Origin of the sequence: uncultured Cohaesibacter sp. (assembly GCF_963556055.3) — a bacterium.
GTDB lineage: Bacteria > Pseudomonadota > Alphaproteobacteria > Rhizobiales > Cohaesibacteraceae > Cohaesibacter.
This window is the reverse complement of the sequence record NZ_CAUVYE020000008.1, coordinates 405001-423336: the sequence shown is the minus strand read 5'-3', so window position 1 is coordinate 423336 and position 18336 is coordinate 405001. Positions and strand designations below refer to the sequence as shown.

18 protein-coding genes are annotated in these 18336 nt (G+C 55.1%); 11 read left to right on the top strand and 7 right to left on the bottom strand.

Annotated elements, in window-relative coordinates:
* The first annotated feature begins 32 nt into the window (after window positions 1-32).
* Window positions 33-434, top strand: a complete 402-nt coding sequence (locus ACHZB8_RS04065) for a hypothetical protein (protein ID WP_316858856.1) — start codon at window positions 33-35, stop codon at window positions 432-434.
* A gap of 160 nt (window positions 435-594) precedes the next feature.
* Here the strand turns inward: ACHZB8_RS04065 and ACHZB8_RS04060 are convergent, their stop codons facing one another.
* Both ACHZB8_RS04060 and ACHZB8_RS04055 read right to left on the bottom strand, forming a co-directional pair.
* On the bottom strand, window positions 595-1482 hold the full coding sequence (locus tag ACHZB8_RS04060; RefSeq protein WP_316858855.1) for a prephenate dehydratase: 888 nt from the start codon (window positions 1480-1482) through the stop codon (window positions 595-597).
* A 100-nt stretch (window positions 1483-1582) separates the two neighbouring features.
* Complete coding sequence (locus ACHZB8_RS04055) at window positions 1583-2338, bottom strand: 3-deoxy-manno-octulosonate cytidylyltransferase (RefSeq protein ID WP_316858854.1); 756 nt, start codon at window positions 2336-2338, stop codon at window positions 1583-1585.
* A 191-nt stretch (window positions 2339-2529) separates the two neighbouring features.
* Between ACHZB8_RS04055 and ACHZB8_RS04050 the strand changes: the two genes are divergently transcribed.
* The 9 genes from ACHZB8_RS04050 to ACHZB8_RS04010 all read left to right on the top strand — a co-directional run bounded on the left by ACHZB8_RS04050 (window position 2530) and on the right by ACHZB8_RS04010 (window position 13132).
* Window positions 2530-3063: a cytochrome c family protein gene (locus ACHZB8_RS04050; protein ID WP_316858853.1), complete on the top strand. Its 534-nt coding sequence runs from the start codon at window positions 2530-2532 to the stop codon at window positions 3061-3063.
* Window positions 3064-3208: 145 nt separating this feature from the next.
* Complete coding sequence (gene pncA, locus ACHZB8_RS04045) at window positions 3209-3823, top strand: bifunctional nicotinamidase/pyrazinamidase (RefSeq protein WP_316858852.1); 615 nt, start codon at window positions 3209-3211, stop codon at window positions 3821-3823.
* 99 nt (window positions 3824-3922) lie between these two features.
* Window positions 3923-5218: a nicotinate phosphoribosyltransferase gene (pncB, locus tag ACHZB8_RS04040; RefSeq protein ID WP_316858850.1), complete on the top strand. Its 1296-nt coding sequence runs from the start codon at window positions 3923-3925 to the stop codon at window positions 5216-5218.
* A 50-nt stretch (window positions 5219-5268) separates the two neighbouring features.
* A complete protein-coding gene (locus ACHZB8_RS04035) occupies window positions 5269-5745 on the top strand; it encodes a YbaK/EbsC family protein (RefSeq protein ID WP_316858849.1) in 477 nt (158 codons plus the stop codon).
* A gap of 281 nt (window positions 5746-6026) precedes the next feature.
* Window positions 6027-7994, top strand: a complete 1968-nt coding sequence (locus ACHZB8_RS04030) for an extracellular solute-binding protein (protein ID WP_316858848.1) — start codon at window positions 6027-6029, stop codon at window positions 7992-7994.
* A gap of 107 nt (window positions 7995-8101) precedes the next feature.
* Window positions 8102-9211, top strand: a complete 1110-nt coding sequence (locus tag ACHZB8_RS04025) for a microcin C ABC transporter permease YejB (protein WP_316858847.1) — start codon at window positions 8102-8104, stop codon at window positions 9209-9211.
* A gap of 17 nt (window positions 9212-9228) precedes the next feature.
* Complete coding sequence (locus tag ACHZB8_RS04020; protein ID WP_316859194.1) at window positions 9229-10368, top strand: ABC transporter permease; 1140 nt, start codon at window positions 9229-9231, stop codon at window positions 10366-10368.
* Between the two features lie 11 nt (window positions 10369-10379).
* Window positions 10380-12023, top strand: a complete 1644-nt coding sequence (locus ACHZB8_RS04015; RefSeq protein ID WP_316858846.1) for an ABC transporter ATP-binding protein — start codon at window positions 10380-10382, stop codon at window positions 12021-12023.
* Window positions 12024-12190: 167 nt separating this feature from the next.
* The gene (locus ACHZB8_RS04010; RefSeq protein ID WP_316858845.1) at window positions 12191-13132 is read left to right on the top strand and encodes a glyoxylate/hydroxypyruvate reductase A; all 942 of its coding nucleotides are present in this window, start codon (window positions 12191-12193) and stop codon (window positions 13130-13132) included.
* Between the two features lie 20 nt (window positions 13133-13152).
* Here ACHZB8_RS04010 and ACHZB8_RS04005 read toward each other — a convergent pair whose 3' ends face one another.
* The 5 genes from ACHZB8_RS04005 to ACHZB8_RS03985 form a co-directional block, all read right to left on the bottom strand.
* The gene (locus tag ACHZB8_RS04005; protein ID WP_316858844.1) at window positions 13153-13764 is read right to left on the bottom strand and encodes a GyrI-like domain-containing protein; all 612 of its coding nucleotides are present in this window, start codon (window positions 13762-13764) and stop codon (window positions 13153-13155) included.
* 33 nt (window positions 13765-13797) lie between these two features.
* Complete coding sequence (locus ACHZB8_RS04000) at window positions 13798-14181, bottom strand: NUDIX domain-containing protein (RefSeq protein WP_316858843.1); 384 nt, start codon at window positions 14179-14181, stop codon at window positions 13798-13800.
* A 19-nt stretch (window positions 14182-14200) separates the two neighbouring features.
* Window positions 14201-15115: an NlpC/P60 family protein gene (locus ACHZB8_RS03995; protein ID WP_316858842.1), complete on the bottom strand. Its 915-nt coding sequence runs from the start codon at window positions 15113-15115 to the stop codon at window positions 14201-14203.
* Between the two features lie 80 nt (window positions 15116-15195).
* A complete protein-coding gene (locus tag ACHZB8_RS03990) occupies window positions 15196-15546 on the bottom strand; it encodes a MarR family transcriptional regulator (protein ID WP_316858840.1) in 351 nt (116 codons plus the stop codon).
* Window positions 15547-15728: 182 nt separating this feature from the next.
* On the bottom strand, window positions 15729-17117 hold the full coding sequence (locus ACHZB8_RS03985; protein ID WP_316858839.1) for a leucyl aminopeptidase family protein: 1389 nt from the start codon (window positions 17115-17117) through the stop codon (window positions 15729-15731).
* Window positions 17118-17478: 361 nt separating this feature from the next.
* Here ACHZB8_RS03985 and ACHZB8_RS03980 point away from each other — a divergent pair, with 361 nt between their 5' ends.
* Entirely contained in the window at window positions 17479-18270 is a 792-nt protein-coding gene (locus ACHZB8_RS03980; protein ID WP_316858838.1) for a tetratricopeptide repeat protein, read from the top strand.
* Window positions 18271-18336 lie beyond the last annotated feature (66 nt).

The following is an 18336-nucleotide window of genomic DNA, read 5'->3' as shown; positions in this document are numbered from 1 at the left end:
TGCATGGATTAACATTTAGACACTTTTCAAGTTTGCCTGCACTGCTCGCCCTGATCATCCTGTTTTCCGGTGGTGCATTTGTCAGTTCGGCCAAGGCGGATAGTTGCTGGTGGCATAATGGCTCGCTCATGCGGCTGGTCGCCAGCGGCAATCAACGCTGGTTCTATTATGAAAGGCCGCGGGCAGGCCTTGCCGTACAGCCTGGCACGCTGCTGTTCAACGGCACGAACCGGAATGGCTATTATGTCGGCACCGCCAGAGTTTTCTCCAAATACTGCCCCGGCACACCTTTGGCCTATGCTGTCGAAGGACCTGTTTCGCCCGATCAGCTTGGCGTCTTCATGCGCGGCAATCGCGAAATCCATAACCGTTGCAGACCGACCGGACGTTGGACCACGGACAATCTGGAATTCCGCTATTCCCATCGCTGCTGATTACGCTGCGATGTCATGATGTTTGCAAGATCGGACATCGCTTCAGGGTGATGCGAGCATCTTGCATGAAATTCCGACAAACAGACAAAGGCCCCGAGAGCCATCTTGCAGGTCTCGGGGCCTTTTGGTTTATCGAAGTCGCCTTCCGGCAGCGAACAGCTCAGAGATCTGGGCTTGGCCGCAATTCTCGGTTTGCTTCCGGTTCCTGATTGGTCTGACGATACTGGTGAGCGGGGTAGATGCCGAGGATCTTCAACTCGGCGGAGAAAAAGCGAAGCTCTTCGAGCGCCAGAGCCACACCGGGATCATCCGGGTGGCCTTCGATGTCGGCATAGAACTGGGTTGCAAAGAACTTGCCGCCGGTCTGATAGCTTTCCAGCTTGGTCATGTTGACACCGTTGGTGGCAAAACCGCCAAGCGCCTTGTAAAGTGCAGCCGGCACGTTGCGGACTCGGAAGACGAAGGTGGTGACCACCATTCCGTTGCCCCGGTCTGCCTTGATCGGGTATTTGGACAGAATGATGAAGCGGGTGGTGTTGTGGGTCTCGTCTTCGATATCGGCCTTCAGGATATCGAGATCATAAATCTCTGCTGCCAGCTCCGAGGCAATCGCCGATTGGGATTTGTCGCCTTGCTGCGAAATCTGATGGGCCGAACCTGCGGTATCAGCTCCGACAATGGCCCGGAAGCCCTTCTCCCTGATGATCTTGCGACACTGCCCAAGGGCCATGACATGGCTTTGCACCGACTTGATGTCTTCAAGCTTTGCGCCGCGCAGGCCCAGCAACTGATGATGAATGGGCAGAAAATACTCGCCGATGATATGCAGATCCGATGTCGGCATCAGATGATGGATATCGGCGACCCGACCGGCAACCGAGTTTTCGATCGGGATCATGGCAAGATCGGCCTTGTCATTCTGAACAGCATTGAAGCAGTCTTCAAAGGTTGCCATCGGAATCGCTTCTGCGTCAGGAAAAACATTGTTGCAGGCCGTGTGTGAGTTGGCGCCAGGTTCTCCCTGGAAAACAACTTTCTTGGCAATCATGATGGCTCCTTACCGGGCTCCACACAGAGCCCATTTTTAATACTGTTTCTTCTCGTTATACTGCGTTCTTGTCAATTTTGCGGATTTTCATGCGCATGGATCAGGACTTGCCGTCGAGCATGGTCCGCGCTTTTTCCAGATCATGTCTGGTGTCGACACCCAGCGGGATGTCATCCACCTGCACCACCTCAATGCGCATGCCCGCTTCGAGCGCGCGCAGCTGTTCGAGCTTCTCGCGCTTTTCAAGAGTGGAGACAGGCAGAGAGACATATTTCTCGAGCGCCCGACGACGATAGGCATAGAGGCCGATATGGTGATAAAGCGGGCCATCACCATAGGGGGCGGTGGCGCGGGTGAAATAGAGTGCGCGCATATGGCCATAACCCGTCGGCGTGCCGACGATCTTGACCACGTTCGGATTTGTCTTTTCCACTTCATCGGTGATCTCGACGGTCAGCGTCGTGATGTCGACCTCCGGGTTCGAGAAAGGCTCAAGGCAGGAGCGGATCGTGGTGGGATTGATGGTCGGCAGATCCCCCTGAACATTGATGACAATGTCGAAGTGCTTGTCGGGATCGAACTTCTCGACCGCTTCGAAAATCCTGTCCGATCCGGATGGATGATCCGGATTGGTCACCACCGCATTGCCGCCCGCATCGCGGATTGCCCCGGCAATTTCCTCGCCATCGGTCGCCACGACAACCGGCGCAATGTCGGCTTCTATCGCGCGCCGCCAGACCTGCACAATCATCGGTTCACCAGCAATGTCGAGCAATGGCTTGCCGGGCAAGCGGACGGACGCCATGCGAGCAGGAATTAAAATGATCGGATTTGTCCTATTCTTGCTGGTGGACATAAGCATTCCCCCTAATGTTGTTGAAAAGGGCCCGATCTATTGCGAAAGTCGAGCCATCTTAGCCGCTATTCCTATGGACATTTATCTCGAAAAGCTAGTAGTTTTGCGCAAAGCAATCTATTGCATTCGCAAGAAATTTTGCTTGGAGACCTCAAGCAACACGTCCTTCAATAGACCGGGAGCAAGGACCAATGAACTTTTCAGAACTGAGCAAGCTTGCCGTCATGATTGTCGGAGCTGTTGTTATGGCCCTGATTTTTGTCGGTGTGACCGGTGCGGCAACCGGCTTTATTTTCAAGGCTGAAACGCCAGAAAAGCCTGGATATATCATCGAAGTCGCCGACGCATCGGGTGCTTCCCCTGCCAAGGAGGAAGAGAAAGAAGCGGACTTTGCCACCCTGCTGGCATCAGCCGACATCGAAAAAGGCGAGAAAGTCGCCAAGAAATGCGTTGCCTGCCACAGCTTCGAAGCCGGGGGCGGCAACAAGACCGGGCCAAACTTGCATGGCGTTGTTGATCGCGCCGTTGCAACGATTGGGGATTTCAAATATTCCGAAGCGATGACTTCCTTCGGTGAAGGCAAGAACTGGACCGCCGAACAGCTCGACGTCTATCTGGCCAAGCCCAAAGACCTCGTTCCGGGAACGAACATGGCTTTTGCGGGTCTGAAGAAGGTCAGCGATCGTGCCAATCTGATTGGCTATATCTCGAGTCTTTCGAAATAGCTTGAAGAGCATCCTTGAAATGAATTTGACAGAAGGCCGGATAATCAGTCCGGCCTTTTTGTTTTTGTGCAAGCCTCAACTGGTTTTTGTGTCCAATTTTTGCTTTATTCAAGGGAGCTGTCTTTAGCGTTTAAAGGATCCTGCCATGGACATTTCTGTGCACCACGCGCTCATTATCATCGACGTTCAAAATGATTTCTGTCCGGGAGGGGCACTTGCCGTGCCGGGCGGCGATGCGGTCGTCGCTCCCATCAACCAGATGCAGCAGGCATTTTCGCACATCATTTTGACCCAGGACTGGCACCCTGTCGGTCACAGCTCCTTTGCTTCCAGTCATGACAACAAGTCGCCCTATGACATGGTCGAAATGCCTTATGGACCTCAGGTCCTCTGGCCCGATCATTGCGTGCAGGGCAGCGACGGAGCAGCCTTTCACAAGGATCTGGAAACCGTCCGGGCCGACCTCATCCTGCGCAAGGGGACAAATCGCGAAATAGACAGTTACTCGGCCTTTTTCGAGAATGACCGCCAGACGGCAACCGGCCTTGAAGGCTATTTGCGTGAACGGGGCATCATTTCTCTGAGATTGGTGGGACTGGCAACCGATTTCTGTGTTCGCTATTCAGCGGTGGATGCTGCCAAGCTCGGCTTCGATGTCACGGTCGACCTCTCCGCCTGCCGGGCGATTGATCTTGATGGCTCGCTCGCCGAGGCGCTTGAAGACATGCGTCGACATAATGTGAGCATTCTCGGCGCGTAAGAGATCAATGCAGTGTGAGTCGTGCCTGTAAAAAAAACTTGCAACCGACCCGCTGCTGGTCCAGCCTAGGCGCACCATTCTGATTTTGCAGGTTAATTCATGACCATAGATCTCGCCTCCCGCGTTTATAGCCACCGCTGGAAAATTGACCCGATTGTTCGCTCTCTGATCGACACCGATTTCTACAAGCTGCTGATGGCGCAGCTCGTCTTTCACTACAAACCGGATGTTCAGGTCACATTCAGCCTGATCAACCGCTCCAGGCATATTCCGCTTGCAGACCTCATTGACGAGGGCGAGTTGCGTGCGCAGCTTGACTATATCCGCGGACTCAAGCTTTCACGCGGAGAAAGCACCTGGCTTCGCGGCAACATGTTTTATGGCAAGCGGGCGATGTTCCACCCCGATTTCATGGAGTGGTTCGAAAATCTGACCCTGCCCCCCTATCATCTCGAACGGGTTGGCGATCAGTATGAACTGACCTTCGAGGGCTCTTGGCCTGCGGTCATGCTTTGGGAAATCCCTGCCCTGTCGGTGATCATGGAATTGCGCTCCCGCGCCGTGCTGCACAAGATGAAGCGGTTCGAGTTGCAGATCCTTTATGCCCGCGCGATGACACGGCTCTGGGAAAAGGTGGCACGCCTGAGAGAGGTCGGCGATGTCAAGGTTGCCGATTTCGGCACCCGGCGACGCCATTCCTTCCTCTGGCAGGACTGGTGTGTGCAGGCGATGCAGGAAGGGCTTGGCGAGAATTTCATCGGCACATCGAACTGCCTCATCGCCATGCGGCGTGAAATGGAGGCTATCGGCACCAACGCGCACGAATTGCCGATGGTCTATTCCGCACTGGCTTCGAATGACGAAGAGCTGGCCTATGCCCCCTATCGCGTGCTGGAAGACTGGCAGCGCGAACATGACGGTAATTTGCGCGTCATCCTGCCCGACACCTATGGCACCGAGGGCTTTCTTGAGCGGGCTCCGGACTGGCTCACGAGCTGGACCGGTATCCGTGTCGATAGCGGTCAGCCTGAAAAGGCGGCAGAGACGGCCATCGATTGGTGGACGTCACGGGGCGAAGATCCAAAAGACAAGCTGATCATTTTTTCCGATGGTCTGGATGTCGATGAGATCGCTTCGCTCTATGAGAGTTTTCACGATCGGGTCCGCGTCTCCTTCGGCTGGGGCACGTTGCTGACCAACGATTTCCGCGATCTGGTTCCGGACAACATGCTTTCGCCTTTCTCGCTTGTCTGCAAGGCGGTGGCTGCCAATGGCCGACCAACTGTCAAGCTTTCGGACAATCCGAACAAGGCAATGGGGCCAGAGGACGAAATTGCGCGCTACAAACGCGTCTTCAAGGTCGGTGAGCAGGAAGCCATCGACGTTATTGTTTAACACAATGGATTGATTTTACTATATTTTCAAATTTCGGAGTTTACCAGAAAATGGCAAAGAAGAAGAGCTCGAAGGATCGGGTTCAGGAAGCACTTGTTGCTCTTGGACTTGAGAGTGAAGTGGTCACGATGCCCGCGACCACCCGCACGGCAGAAGATGCGGCCAAGGCCTGCGGCTGCGAAGTGGCACAAATCGTCAAGAGCCTCATTTTCGAACGGCATGACACGCACCAACTGGTTTTGCTGCTGATTGCAGGCAACAACCGGGCGGACATGGATCTGGCGGCGAAGGTCATCGGATCAACGCTCGACAGGGCCGACCCCAAGAAGGTCCGCGCCGAGACCGGGTTTGCCATTGGCGGGGTTGCACCCGTCGGCCATCTTTGCGAAATGGCCGTCTATATGGACCCCGACCTCATGGCATTTGATGATGTCTGGGCCGCGGCAGGCGCCCCCAATGCGGTCTTTCGAATCGACCCTCATTCCCTGTCGCAGGCAACAAAGGCCGAGCCCCTGGCGCCATCTTGATTCAGAATAGGCTGATTACGCTTGCTTTGTTGATTTTCCTTACGAAAATTTCATAATTTCTGCGTGATTGTTGCCATAATGCAGTCCAAATGATCATAAATCTTGCGGCCAAATGACAATCCATTTTGGCTCGTCCCTGAAAGACCGATTTGGACATCGTGAAGGTGACCCGACACGCCATTATCTTGTGCTTGCAAAAACCGGCAAGCCGAACAGACGTGAAGATCGAAACCGCACTCTTGCCCGTCGCACGAAACGGATGTGACCAGAGGAGAAAAGCCGTGCCCAATTTCCCGCTCTCTCATTGCCTTCAGATGGTGAAGGTTCCCCTTTTGGCGCTCATGCTGGTGGGGACCGGGGCCCTTGGGGCCCTTGATGGAGACGGAAGGGCCATGGCAGTGCCATTCGAGACATGGGTCAGCGGTTCCTCGCTGATGGGAGAGCCGAAATATCAACCGGGCTTTGAGCATTATGAAACCGTCAATCCGAACGCGCCCAAGGGCGGGACGGCTCGGCTTGCCACGGTTGGCAGCTTTGACAGTTTCAATCCCATCCTGCCCAAGGGAGAAGTGGCAAACGGTATCGGGCTGCTTTATGAGACCCTGTTCACCTCTTCTTTTGAAGAACCATCAACCAGTTATGGCCTTTTGGCAGAAGCGATGTATGTGGGGCCCAATTTCTCCTACGTCAAATTCCGCCTGCGCGAAAATGCCCACTGGCAGGATGGCGAGCCGATCACACCGGAAGACATGCTCTGGTCCTATGAACAGCAAACGACGCTCAACCCGCAAAGAAAATTCTACTATAGCCACGTCAAGTCTGCCGAGATCAGCGGCGAGAGGGAAGTCACCTTTACCTTCGACCAGACTGGCAACAGGGAGTTGCCTTTCATCGTTGCCGAATTGATCGTATTGCCCAAACACTGGTGGACAGGCAAGGATGCCAAAGGCAATCAGCGCGATATCTCCAGCGCGACACTTGAGCCACCATTGGGATCAGGCCCTTATAAAATAAAGGATTTCTCTGCTGGCAAATATGTCGAATATGAACGGGTGAAAGACTATTGGGGCAAAGATCTCAACGTCAATGTGGGCTCGAACAATTTTGACCTGATCCGCTACGAGTTTTTCCGTGACGATACCGTGATGTTCGAGGCCTTCAAGTCAGGGGCCTATGATTTCCGCATTGAAGCCGTCGCGAAAACCTGGGCAACGGGGTATGATTTCCCGGCGGTCAAGGATGGTCGCGTGGTGCAAAACCTGTTCCCCGATACTTCATCGGGTCTCGGCCTTGGCTTCATTCCCAATCTTCGGCGTGCAAAATTTCAGGATCTCAACGTCCGCAAGGCCATGAATTATGTCTTCAATTTCGAGGAAATGAACCGAACCCTGTTCTATGGTCAATATAGCCGCGTCAACAGCTACTATTTCGGTTCGGAGCTTGCTTCCTCGGGCAAGGCCGAAGGCGATGTGCTCGCCCTGCTTGAGCCCTTGCGCGACCAGATCCCGGCCTCGGCCTTCGAAGACTATACCAACCCCAAGGTGGAGAGCCGCGAAGATCTGCGCGACAATCTCAAAAAGGCGCTTGAGCTGTTCAAGAAGGCCGGTTGGGAACCCAAGACCGAGGTTGACAAAGACAAGAAGGAAACCGGATTTTTCCATCGCCTGATGGTGTCGGTCGGACTTGCCAGTGACCCCACCAGAATTGTCATGCGCAATGAGAAGGGCGAACCGTTCGAAATCGAGTATCTTCTCAATGGCCAGTCATTCGAGCGTGTGGCGCTGAGGCTTCAGGCTTCTTTCGAGCGGGTCGGAATCAAGCTGATCCCGCGCGTCGTTGACAGTGCCCAATATGTCAACCGAATCCGCAGCCGCGATTTTGACATGATCTATCTCGGCTGGGGACAGAGCCTGTCGCCGGGCAACGAACAGCGCGAATATTTCGGCTCGGTTGCGGCCGACAGAGACAGCTCGGCCAACTATGCCGGAATCAAGAATCCGGCGATCGATGCTCTTATCGACAAGGTGATCTATGCCAAGGACCGCGAAGGTCTCATAGCGGCCACCAAGGCGCTTGATCGGGTTCTTCTGGCCAATCACTATCTTATTCCGGGCTGGACCATGGCCGCGCATCGGCTGGCCTATTGGGACAAGTTTGGCCATCCAACCCCCTTGCCGATGATGACAATCGGATTCCCGACCATCTGGTGGTGGGATGAGGCCAAGGCAGCCAAGGTTGCGGCCAACTAGGATCATCGATCAAAGAGCTTTCGCCAATGCCGAGTGTGCATCTGGGACATAACAAACCGTCTTCATGGCCCTTGCCATGCAGAGCGAAGCAGAAAATGGAGAGATAATTGGGCGCTTATATTTTGCGACGTCTTCTCTTGATCATTCCGACCCTGATCGGAATCATGGCGATCAATTTTGCCGTGATCCAGTTTGCCCCCGGTGGTCCGGTTGAACGAATCATCGCACAGGTGACCGGTACCGATGTGTCTGCCACGGCTCGCATATCGGGCAGTGGCGGCGACTTTGCCGGCACCGGGCTTGGCGGCTCCTCGGGCGGCGACGATATCACCTCAAAATATCGCGGTGCGCAGGGGCTTGATCCCGACTTCATCAAGGATCTGGAAAAGCAGTTCGGCTTTGACAAGCCCCCCCTTGAACGCTTCGGCACGATGCTGCTCAACTATGCCAGCTTTGATTTCGGCGACAGCTATTTCCGCGATATCAGCGTGCTTTCGCTGATCAAGGAAAAAATGCCGGTCTCCATTTCTCTTGGCCTTTGGATGACGCTTATTTCCTACCTGATTTCTATTCCCCTGGGCATTCGCAAGGCGGTGTCTGACGGCTCGAAATTCGATGTCTGGACCAGTGCTGTCGTCATTATCGGCTATGCCATTCCGGGCTTTCTGTTCGCGGTGTTGCTGATCGTGCTGTTTGCAGGCGGCAGCTTCTTTGACTGGTTCCCGTTGCGCGGCCTTGTTTCGGACAATTGGGCGGAGCTGTCCTGGCCGATGCGAATTCTCGATTATTTCTGGCATCTGGTGTTACCGCTCACCGCCATGGCACTCAGTGCCTTTGCGACAACGACATTGCTCACCAAGAACTCGTTTCTGGATGAAATCCGCAAGCAATATGTGACCACGGCACGGGCCAAGGGGCTTTCGGAGCGGCAGGTGCTTTATGGCCATGTGTTCCGCAACGCAATGCTGCTCATCATTGCCGGTTTTCCCGGTGCGTTTATCGGAGCCTTCTTTGGCGGCTCGCTGCTCATCGAAACCATTTTCTCGCTTGATGGGCTGGGGCTTCTGTCCTTTGAAAGCGTGATCAACCGCGACTATGCGGTGGTCTTTGCCACCCTCTACATCTTCTCGCTGATGGGGCTTCTGATCAGCCTTGTCTCGGACGTGACCTATATGCTCATCGATCCCCGGATCGATTTTGAAAGCCGGGAGGTGTAAAGATGAGCGAGACGACCATGACCAGCCCGGCAAAAGCCAAAGCGCAAAAAGAACGGTTCTATGATCGGCTATCACCGCTCAATCAGCGGCGGCTGAAGAATTTCAAGGCCAACAAGCGCGGCTATATCTCGCTTTGGCTGTTCCTCATTCTGTTTTTCGTCACTTTGTTCGCCGAACTGATCGCCAATGACAAGCCGCTTTTGCTGTCCTACAAGGGCGAAATCCTATCGCCGCTTCTCACGGATTATCCCGAAACCAAATTCGGCGGCTTCCTGCCCAATACCGATTATCGCGACCCCTTCATCGAGGACGAAATCGAGGCCAATGGCTGGATTCTCTGGGCACCGATCCGATACAGCTATCGCACCGTCAATCTGGATTTGCCGACCCCTGCCCCGGCCCCTCCAAGCTGGATGCTCGACAAGGCAACCCGGTGCGCGCCCTTCGAGGAAGGCGTCAATGATCGCAATTGCACCATCGGCAACTGGAACTGGATCGGTACCGATGATCAGGGCCGCGACGTGCTCGCCCGTCTCATTTACGGCTTCCGTATTTCGGTGCTGTTCGGGCTAACGCTGACCTTTTTCTCCTCGATCATCGGGGTGACTGCGGGTGCTGTTCAGGGCTATTTCGGCGGGCTTACGGACCTTGTGTTCCAGCGTTTCATCGAAATCTGGACCTCTGTGCCGCAGCTTTATCTGCTGTTGATCATCGCCGCCATCATTACCCCGAGCTTCTGGATTCTGCTCACTATCCTGCTGCTCTTTTCCTGGGTGGCGCTGGTGGGCGTGGTGCGGGCGGAGTTTCTGCGCGCCCGTAACTTCGAATATGTATCCGCGGCAAGAGCGCTGGGCGTCTCCAACCGAACCATCATGATGCGGCATCTGCTGCCAAACGCCATGGTGGCAACGCTCACCTTCATGCCCTTCATTCTCAACGGCTCGATCACGACGCTGACCTCACTCGACTTTCTTGGCTTCGGGTTGCCGCCCGGCTCGCCCTCGCTTGGCGAACTTCTGGCGCAGGGCAAGAAGAATATCGAGGCTCCTTGGCTCGGGATCACCGGCTTCCTTTCCATTTCCATCATGCTGAGCCTGTTGATCTTCATCGGCGAAGCGGTGCGCGATGCCTTTGATCCGCGCAAGACATTCCAATAGGGGGCGGTGTGATGACCAGGACTTCTTCTCCCAAACCGCTCCTCATGGTCGAGGATCTTTCGGTTGCTTTCCGGCAGGATGGCGAGCAATCGCTGGCCGTGGACCGGATTTCCTTCAGCCTTGAGAAAGGCGAGACGTTGGCGCTGGTGGGCGAGTCCGGTTCGGGCAAGTCTGTCTCTGCGCTCTCGATCCTCAAACTGCTGCCCTACCCGGCCGCTTCGCACCCCTCAGGCCATATCTGGTTTGATGGCACGGATCTGCTCAATGCCGACGACAAACAGCTGCGCTCGGTGCGGGGCAACCGGATATCCATGATCTTTCAGGAGCCGATGTCTTCGCTCAATCCGCTTCACACGGTGGAAAAGCAGATTGGCGAGGTGCTGTCGATTCATCATGGCATGAGCGAACAACAGGCGCGGGCACGGGTGCTTGAGCTTTTGAATGATGTGGGCATTCGTGAGCCGGAAAAGCGGCTCAAAAGTTATCCGCATCAGCTTTCGGGCGGTCAGCGCCAGCGCGTCATGATCGCCATGGCTCTGGCCAACGAGCCGGAATTGCTGATTGCCGATGAGCCGACGACCGCCCTTGATGTCACAGTTCAGGCGCAAATTCTCGAGCTCTTGCGCAATTTGCAGAAAAGCCATGGCATGGCCCTGTTGTTTATCACCCATGATCTCGGCATCGTTGAAAAGCTGGCGGACAAGGTTTGCGTGATGACCGCCGGCAAGATTGTCGAACATGGACCAACCGCCGAGATTTTTGAGCATCCACAACACAGCTATACCAAGCATCTGCTCTCCTCGGCCCCCAGTGGCAAGGCGAGACCCGTGGCAAAGGATGCACCGGTTTTGCTCAAGACCGACGAGCTTAAAGTCTGGTTCCCGATCAAACGCGGTTTCATGCGCAAGACCGTTGGCCATATCAAGGCAGTGGATGGCATTTCGCTTGAAATTCGTGCCGGGGAAACGCTGGGCATTGTCGGGGAATCCGGCTCAGGCAAGACAACGCTGGGACTGGCGCTGCTGCGCATGATTTCCTCTGAAGGACCGATCGTCTTTCAGGGATCGAAGCTCGACGGGCTCAACAACCGCGCCATGCGCGACAAACGGGGCGACATGCAGATTGTCTTTCAGGATCCCTTCGGCTCCCTCTCCCCGCGTATGTCGATTGCGCAAATTGTGGCGGAAGGCCTCTCCATCCATGCGCCGGATCTCACCGACGAGGAACGCGACGCCAAGGTGGTTGCCGCGCTCAGGGAAGTGGGGATCGACCCGGAAACCCGTCACCGCTATCCGCACGAGTTTTCCGGCGGACAGCGCCAGCGCATTTCCATTGCGCGCGCCATGGTGCTGGAGCCGCGCTTTGTCATGCTTGATGAGCCAACCAGTGCGCTGGACATGAGCGTACAGGCGCAGGTGGTGGATCTGTTGCGGGATTTGCAGGCCCGTCACGGCCTGACCTACCTGTTCATCAGCCATGACCTCAAGGTGGTGCGGGCGCTTTCCAACCGCGTGCTTGTGATGCGTCATGGCAAGATTGTCGAACAAGGCGATGCGGAACAGATATTCAATGCTCCGGCGACCGACTATACCAAGGCCTTGATGGCAGCGGCTCTCAGAATGGAAACCGCTCCTGAAGGGGTGGTTGCGGACTAGTATTTGCAGACTGGAATTTCCAAGCCGCTTTTGCTATGGGCCTTGCAAGGGCTCATGGCAAAAAGTCGGTTCCTCGCTTCTTGCCCCCTTTTCTCCATTGTGCCATTTTTCATTGCATAGCTTTCGTTGCTGCCTGCCTTCCATGTCGAACAAGGACTTTGACTCCCATGATCATCGCACTCACAGCCAAAGGCTGGGATATTCCTGCCTGGGTTGAAAATCTAACCGCCCAGCTGCCCGAGGCCGAAATCCGTCTTTCCGATAATCTAGGCGATCTGTCCGAAATCGAATACGCATTGGCGTGGAAGGGTGACACCGATTTCCTCAAGGCGCTACCCAACCTCAAGGCGATTTTCTCGCTCGGTGCCGGGGTGGAATTCCTCACGCAGATTGATGACCTGCCAGAGGTGCCGGTTGTGCGCGTGGTTGGTGATGATCTCACCGCGCGGATGTGTGAATATGTGGTCTGGCAATGCCTGATGCATCATCGCCGTCAGCTGCATTGCCTCGAGATGCAGAAGCAGAAAATCTGGGACCAGACAGCCGATGCCGCAGCCAGTGATTTCCGGGTCGGCATCATGGGCATCGGCGTTCTGGGCGAAGCTGCTGCGCACAAGCTCAAGATGATGGGCTATCAGGTGTCTGGCTGGAGCCGCTCGCCAAAAACCATTGAGGGCATAGACACCTATCACGGGCCGGACGGGCTTGATGTGATGCTGGCAAAAACGGATATACTGGTTACCCTGCTGCCCCATACGCCCCAAACCGAGGGCATTCTCAATCTCGACCTGTTCAGGAAACTGGCGAAAGACGGGCCACTTGGTGGCGGGGTCGTCATCAATGCCGGAAGAGGCAAGTTGCAGGTCGAGGAGGATATTGCCACGGCCATCCGCGAAGGCATTTTGGCTGGTGCTTCGCTCGATGTGTTCGAGAAGGAACCGCTTTCGCCGGATAGTCCGCTCTGGGATCTGCCCAATGTGATCCTCACATCCCATATTGCCGCCATCAGCGCACCCAAGGCGACCACGATCCACATCGCCGAACAGATCCGCCGCAACGAGGCGGGCGAACCGATGACCGGTATCGTCGATATGAAGCGGGGATATTAGGGATAGGAAACTATCGGTATTCAGGCCACCGGTTGCCTGATGATGGTTTTCCATTTTGCCGGGTCGGCGCGGCGGGTGTCTGATAGATAGATTTCGTGATGCTTGCCGGTGCGCCCAAGACCGCTTTGCTCAATAAAGGCATGCAGCTTTTCAACGGTTGGCCCTTCCTCTGTGAAGGGGCCAACATGCAGAATCTGCGCCGCCCTGCCCTCACCGAAGGCTTCGAACCTCACTTTTCCCAAGGCGGTGGGAGATTTCTTTCTCTCGACCTCGGCAAAGGCGTCTCCGACCATGGCTTTGGTGATGAAGTCCGGCTGCATCATCATCAGTGTCCATTGCCAGCCATCCTTATTCTCGACGCTGAAGGCTGACATATCCTCAACCCACCACAGCCCCTCCAACGGCATGACACCGTAATCCTTGCCTATTTCGCCCTTTTTGACCATGAATTTAAGGGTATAAGAAAGGGAATAGAGCGCTTCAATGGCATCCTGGAAGGCCTGCGCCTTATTGGGGTCGCCCTCCCCGTCAATCATCAGGAAATTGAATTGAGGAACCTCTACAAACTCCACTCTCTTGGCCGATGGCTTATAGAGCGTCTTGTAGATCTTTTTGAAATCAACTTTTTCCATAGCCATGCCCCCGAAGGATGGATTGCTTCTTAGCTAAAGACTTTTCAAAGCTTCGAAGACCTCACGATACGCTGGCAAGGCAAGCCTTGGCAAATCGCCCGCTTTGTCGAAATCAACCCAGAGCAACTCAACATGTTCATCGCCAAGATTGGCAATTTCATCCTGCCATTCTTCCACGACAAACAAGTGAAAGGCGACCTCCCGATCCTTCAAGACGTCCAGAGGATAAAAACGCGTGGCCTGAACCCCGATTTCCTCAACAAGTTCTCGCACCAAAGCGCCATGCAATGTCTCGCCATCTTCCACATGACCACCTGGAAAGCTCCAACTATTCGGGAAGTTCTTGCGTTGCGGAGAGCGTAACGCCATCAAAACCTGCCCCTGCCGGATCAGAAGGCCATTGACGATATCGATCATTTTCACCTCGCATATCAGCTTACAGACCTAACCGCCGCACCGTTCGTAGGTCGCCATATTCATTGGCCGAAATGCGTTTGATGGCTCCGGCCAGTGGCTCGCTGGCAACGGCCATATGGTGACCATTGGCATGAAGGAGGGTTTCGGGGTCGGTCATGACGCCGACATGGCCGGGCCAGAAAATGAGATCGCCGCGTTTGAGGTCAGGCAGACCTGCCGAGATATCGAGCGCTTCACCGGCTTCTTTCTCCTGCATGGACGCGTCCCTGAGCATTTCGATGCCGGACATGTCACAGGCGAGCTGCACGAGGCCGGAGCAATCGATCCCGAGCGAGCTTTTGCCACCCCATAGATATGGAGTGCCCATCAGGCTTTCGGCGACAGAGACAAAATCATCGGCCTTTTCGGAGATTTCCGACACATGCTGCGCCACAACCCAGCCCGCCTCCCCGTTGGGGGTTGGCAGATTGAGGAGCTTACGATATCGGGTGCCGCGGGTCTCGACCTCTTCCCCCAGGATCAGCCCAGCCCCAAGAGACAGAAATGTAGCGGCCGGATATTTGAGATCCGGCCCCGGATAGACAAAGGTACGCACGGCGCTGACCATGTGAGTGGGGGAACCCGAGAGGAACTCGTCATTCAATGGCCCACCGAACGGCCCCAAGGCTTCACTTGGCATATAGCCCACATACCCGTCCCGTTCCAACTGGACCCAGCTCCAGCCGGTGTCTTTCTGCTCGAACACCTTGACAACTTCGCCAAGCAGGGCCTGACTGTCCAGCCCGCTGCGCCCGTCGGGGCTCGATTTCAAGGGAGCGAGGGGAAGCCGCACGCGCATGACGACCGGATCGACAAAGCGCTCGGCGTCTATCTGGCCTTCAAGACGTTTGTCGGCAAGATCGGGACGATAGGCATTCAGGGACGGGTTCAGCATGAAAAATCCTTTGATCCGGACGCATGTCATCCGGTACTACTCTATATCTGACCCGCCAGAGCATAGTCCCCTTGGGCGCGTCAGTCAGCAATCATACGAGAGGTTTCTACGATTTTGTGGCCCAGCTTTTCAACATAGAGCGCTCCCTTGACCGTACGAAGGACCACGACATTGCGCTTGTCCTTGTCATCGCGGCGGCGGGTCAGCAGGCCATGACGCCCCATTGTATCCAATGCTCTGGTAATGGCAGGCTTTGTAACCCCGAGTTTGGCCGCAAGACCACGCACCGTATGCGGTGGCGTTTCGAGATAGACCGTCAGCAACACCATCATTTGCCTTGCAGACAGATCACTTTCCTCTTCGCGGACCAGAGTGTGAGTCACATCGTGCCATAATTTCAGCGCCTGACCAGCGCAGATATCCATTGCCATAGCCTAGTTGCGTCTCCAAGAGCTGTTGCGTCCCCGACAAGTTCCGACACATACAATCGGTTTCCAGTTTCGGTTCCGTTTCAGTTAATCCTGATTCACGCGCATCAGGCAAGCCAAGGGGACAGGGCGTTTCGCCCAATCCCCCTCTATTTGCAACTTTTCGAACTATTGTTCTGTTATGGCTAACTAACCGGGTACTGCTTTCGTATATGAGCGTAAAGTGCCCGGATTCCCTGAGCTTCCCCTCCTTTGGGGCTTGCTGGCCCGGCCGCAGGCGTCCATCCATAGATGTCAAAGTGAGCCCAGCTTTTCGCCTTCGAAACGAACCGGCGCAGGAACAGGGCTGCGGTAATGGAACCCGCAAAGCCGTCTGAGGAGATATGGTTCACATCAGCAATATCGGAGGAAAGCTTGCTATCATAGGCTTCCCACAAAGGCATGTTCCAGAGCGGATCCCATTCCTGCCGACTCAGTTTCGTCATGCTTTCGATGAAAGCTTCATCCTCGCTATAGAAAGGCGGAAGATCGGGACCGAGAGCAACGCGGGCCGCACCGGTCAATGTGGCCATATCGATCAGAAGATCCGGCTCTTCCTCATCTGCAAGCGAAAGGGCATCGGCAAGGATCAGGCGTCCCTCGGCATCGGTGTTGCCGATTTCAACGGTCAGCCCCTTATGGCTTTGCAACACATCCCCCGGACGGAAGGACGCACCCGACACCGAGTTCTCGACAGCAGGAATGATAACCCGTAACCGCACCGGTAATTTGGCTGCCATGATCATGGATGCAAGACCAAGCACATTGGCGGCCCCGCCCATATCCTTTTTCATCAGGCCCATGGAACCGCCCGGTTTGAGATTGAGACCGCCGGTATCAAAGCAGACTCCCTTGCCGACCAGCGTCACTTTCGGATCCGTTTCCTTGCCCCAGACAAAATCCAGCAGGCGGGGCCTGCGCGGAGAGCCAACGCCCACGGTATAGATCATGGAAAGTTTCTTCTCGAGCAGCTCTTCATCAAGCGTCACCTCGAGTTTCGCACCGTGAGTATCGACCAGACCGCGGGTTACGGCCTCCAGTTCATCCGGCCCCATGTCATTGGAGGGGATATTGATAAGATCGCGGGCCAGCGTGCTGCCCTTGACCTGACGCAGGATCTCTTCGCTATCGACGCCTTCGGGCCAGTCCAGTTCAGGCCGCGGGGTTGCGTTTTCTTTATAGCGATCAAAGCGATAGGCTCCAAGATGCCATGCCAGTGTGGCCAGAAACAGGGCTTGTGGATCGTCATTGACGGTTTTGAAATCAGCGAAATGATAGCGACCCTGTGGCAATTTCTGGGGCAGCAGTCCGGTCAGGAAAGGAGAGACCGATTTCTGGTCCTTCTTGCCAAGTCCGAACAGCACCGCTTCAAGACCACCATCCTCGGACGGAATGAGGCAAAGCTCCCCTTGCTTGGCCGCAAAGCCGACCGTTTCCACCCAGTGGGTCGCGATTGCAGACAACGCAGTGGGAAGGATTTTTTCGTCATGGCTATAGACTAAATGGATAGGACAGGACCTGGCTTGCTCTGACATTGGCTTTCTTTCTCTTTGTTATGTCTGCGCTGTTTCTTGTTGGCTGTTCGTCCGGCTGGAATGCATGAATTCCATTCAGCGCCCTTCCTCTAGATGGGCCCCATTCTCCCCGGAATCAATCCGTTCTTTTCGCAAGAGCCTATAACAATCGTCATGGGTTGCAAGAGCCTCGGCAAAGCAGGGTATCGGAGGGCCAATTCCATGGCGTTTATGTCCCGTTTCTTTGCGTTGAAGGCTGTTGCAAATTGCCCGAATTAACCAAGCATTAGGGTTAATACTTTATTTCTAAAGGAAAGTTCGGTTTCAAGCCGCAGCGGAATGCCAACCCTTTCGCCGCCCGTTTGTATTTGTGAGGTAATTCATGAAGGCCCTGTCCCACCTTAAAAACGCGTCTCGCAAAAGAGTGATCACAGCGACCGCTATAGTGCTGGCTCTTGCGATCTCGGGCTGTTCATCCAACAAGAAGAGCGTTTCATCCTCTTCGCATCAGGGCAGCGGCTATGCCAGCGAGCAAGCCTTGCAGGAATCGGTCACCTATTGGGAGAAGCGCTATCGCAACAATCCCGACGAGGTGAAAACGGCCCTCAATTATGGCCATTCCCTGAGACTTCTGGGGCGACATGAGCAGTCTTTGGCGGTGCTTGAAAAACTGGCGACCCGGCATTCCAAGGATCGCGTCGTGCTTGCTGCCTATGGCAAATCGCTGGCAAGCGTGGGACGCTTTCAGCAGGCTCTGAACGTGCTTGAAAAAGCCCAGACACCGACAACGCCGGATTGGCGCCTCTATTCGGCGATGGGTGCCATTCATGACCAGTTGGGATCATTCTCCTCGGCCCGTGCCTATTATGACAAGGCCCTGCTGATGGCGCCGGGCGCTCCGAGCGTTCTGAGCAATTATGGTCTTTCCTATCTTCTGGAAGGCGATCTCAAATCGGCTGAGGGCTATTTGCGGGAAGCGGCGAAAAATCCCAAGGCCGACAGCCGCGTTCGCCAGAATCTGGCGCTCGTGCTTGGTCTGCAAGGGCGCTTTCAGGAAGCCGAATCCATCGCCAACAATGAGCTATCGCCTCAGCAGGCAGCCGAGAATATGGCCTACCTCAAAAGCATGCTGAAGGAACGCAACAGCTGGGCGCAGATCAAGAAACAGGGCTAGTACGGTTCTGCATCGGCAACAGGCTGGACGGTCCAATTCAAATGCAAGCGATTGAAGTGTTACAAG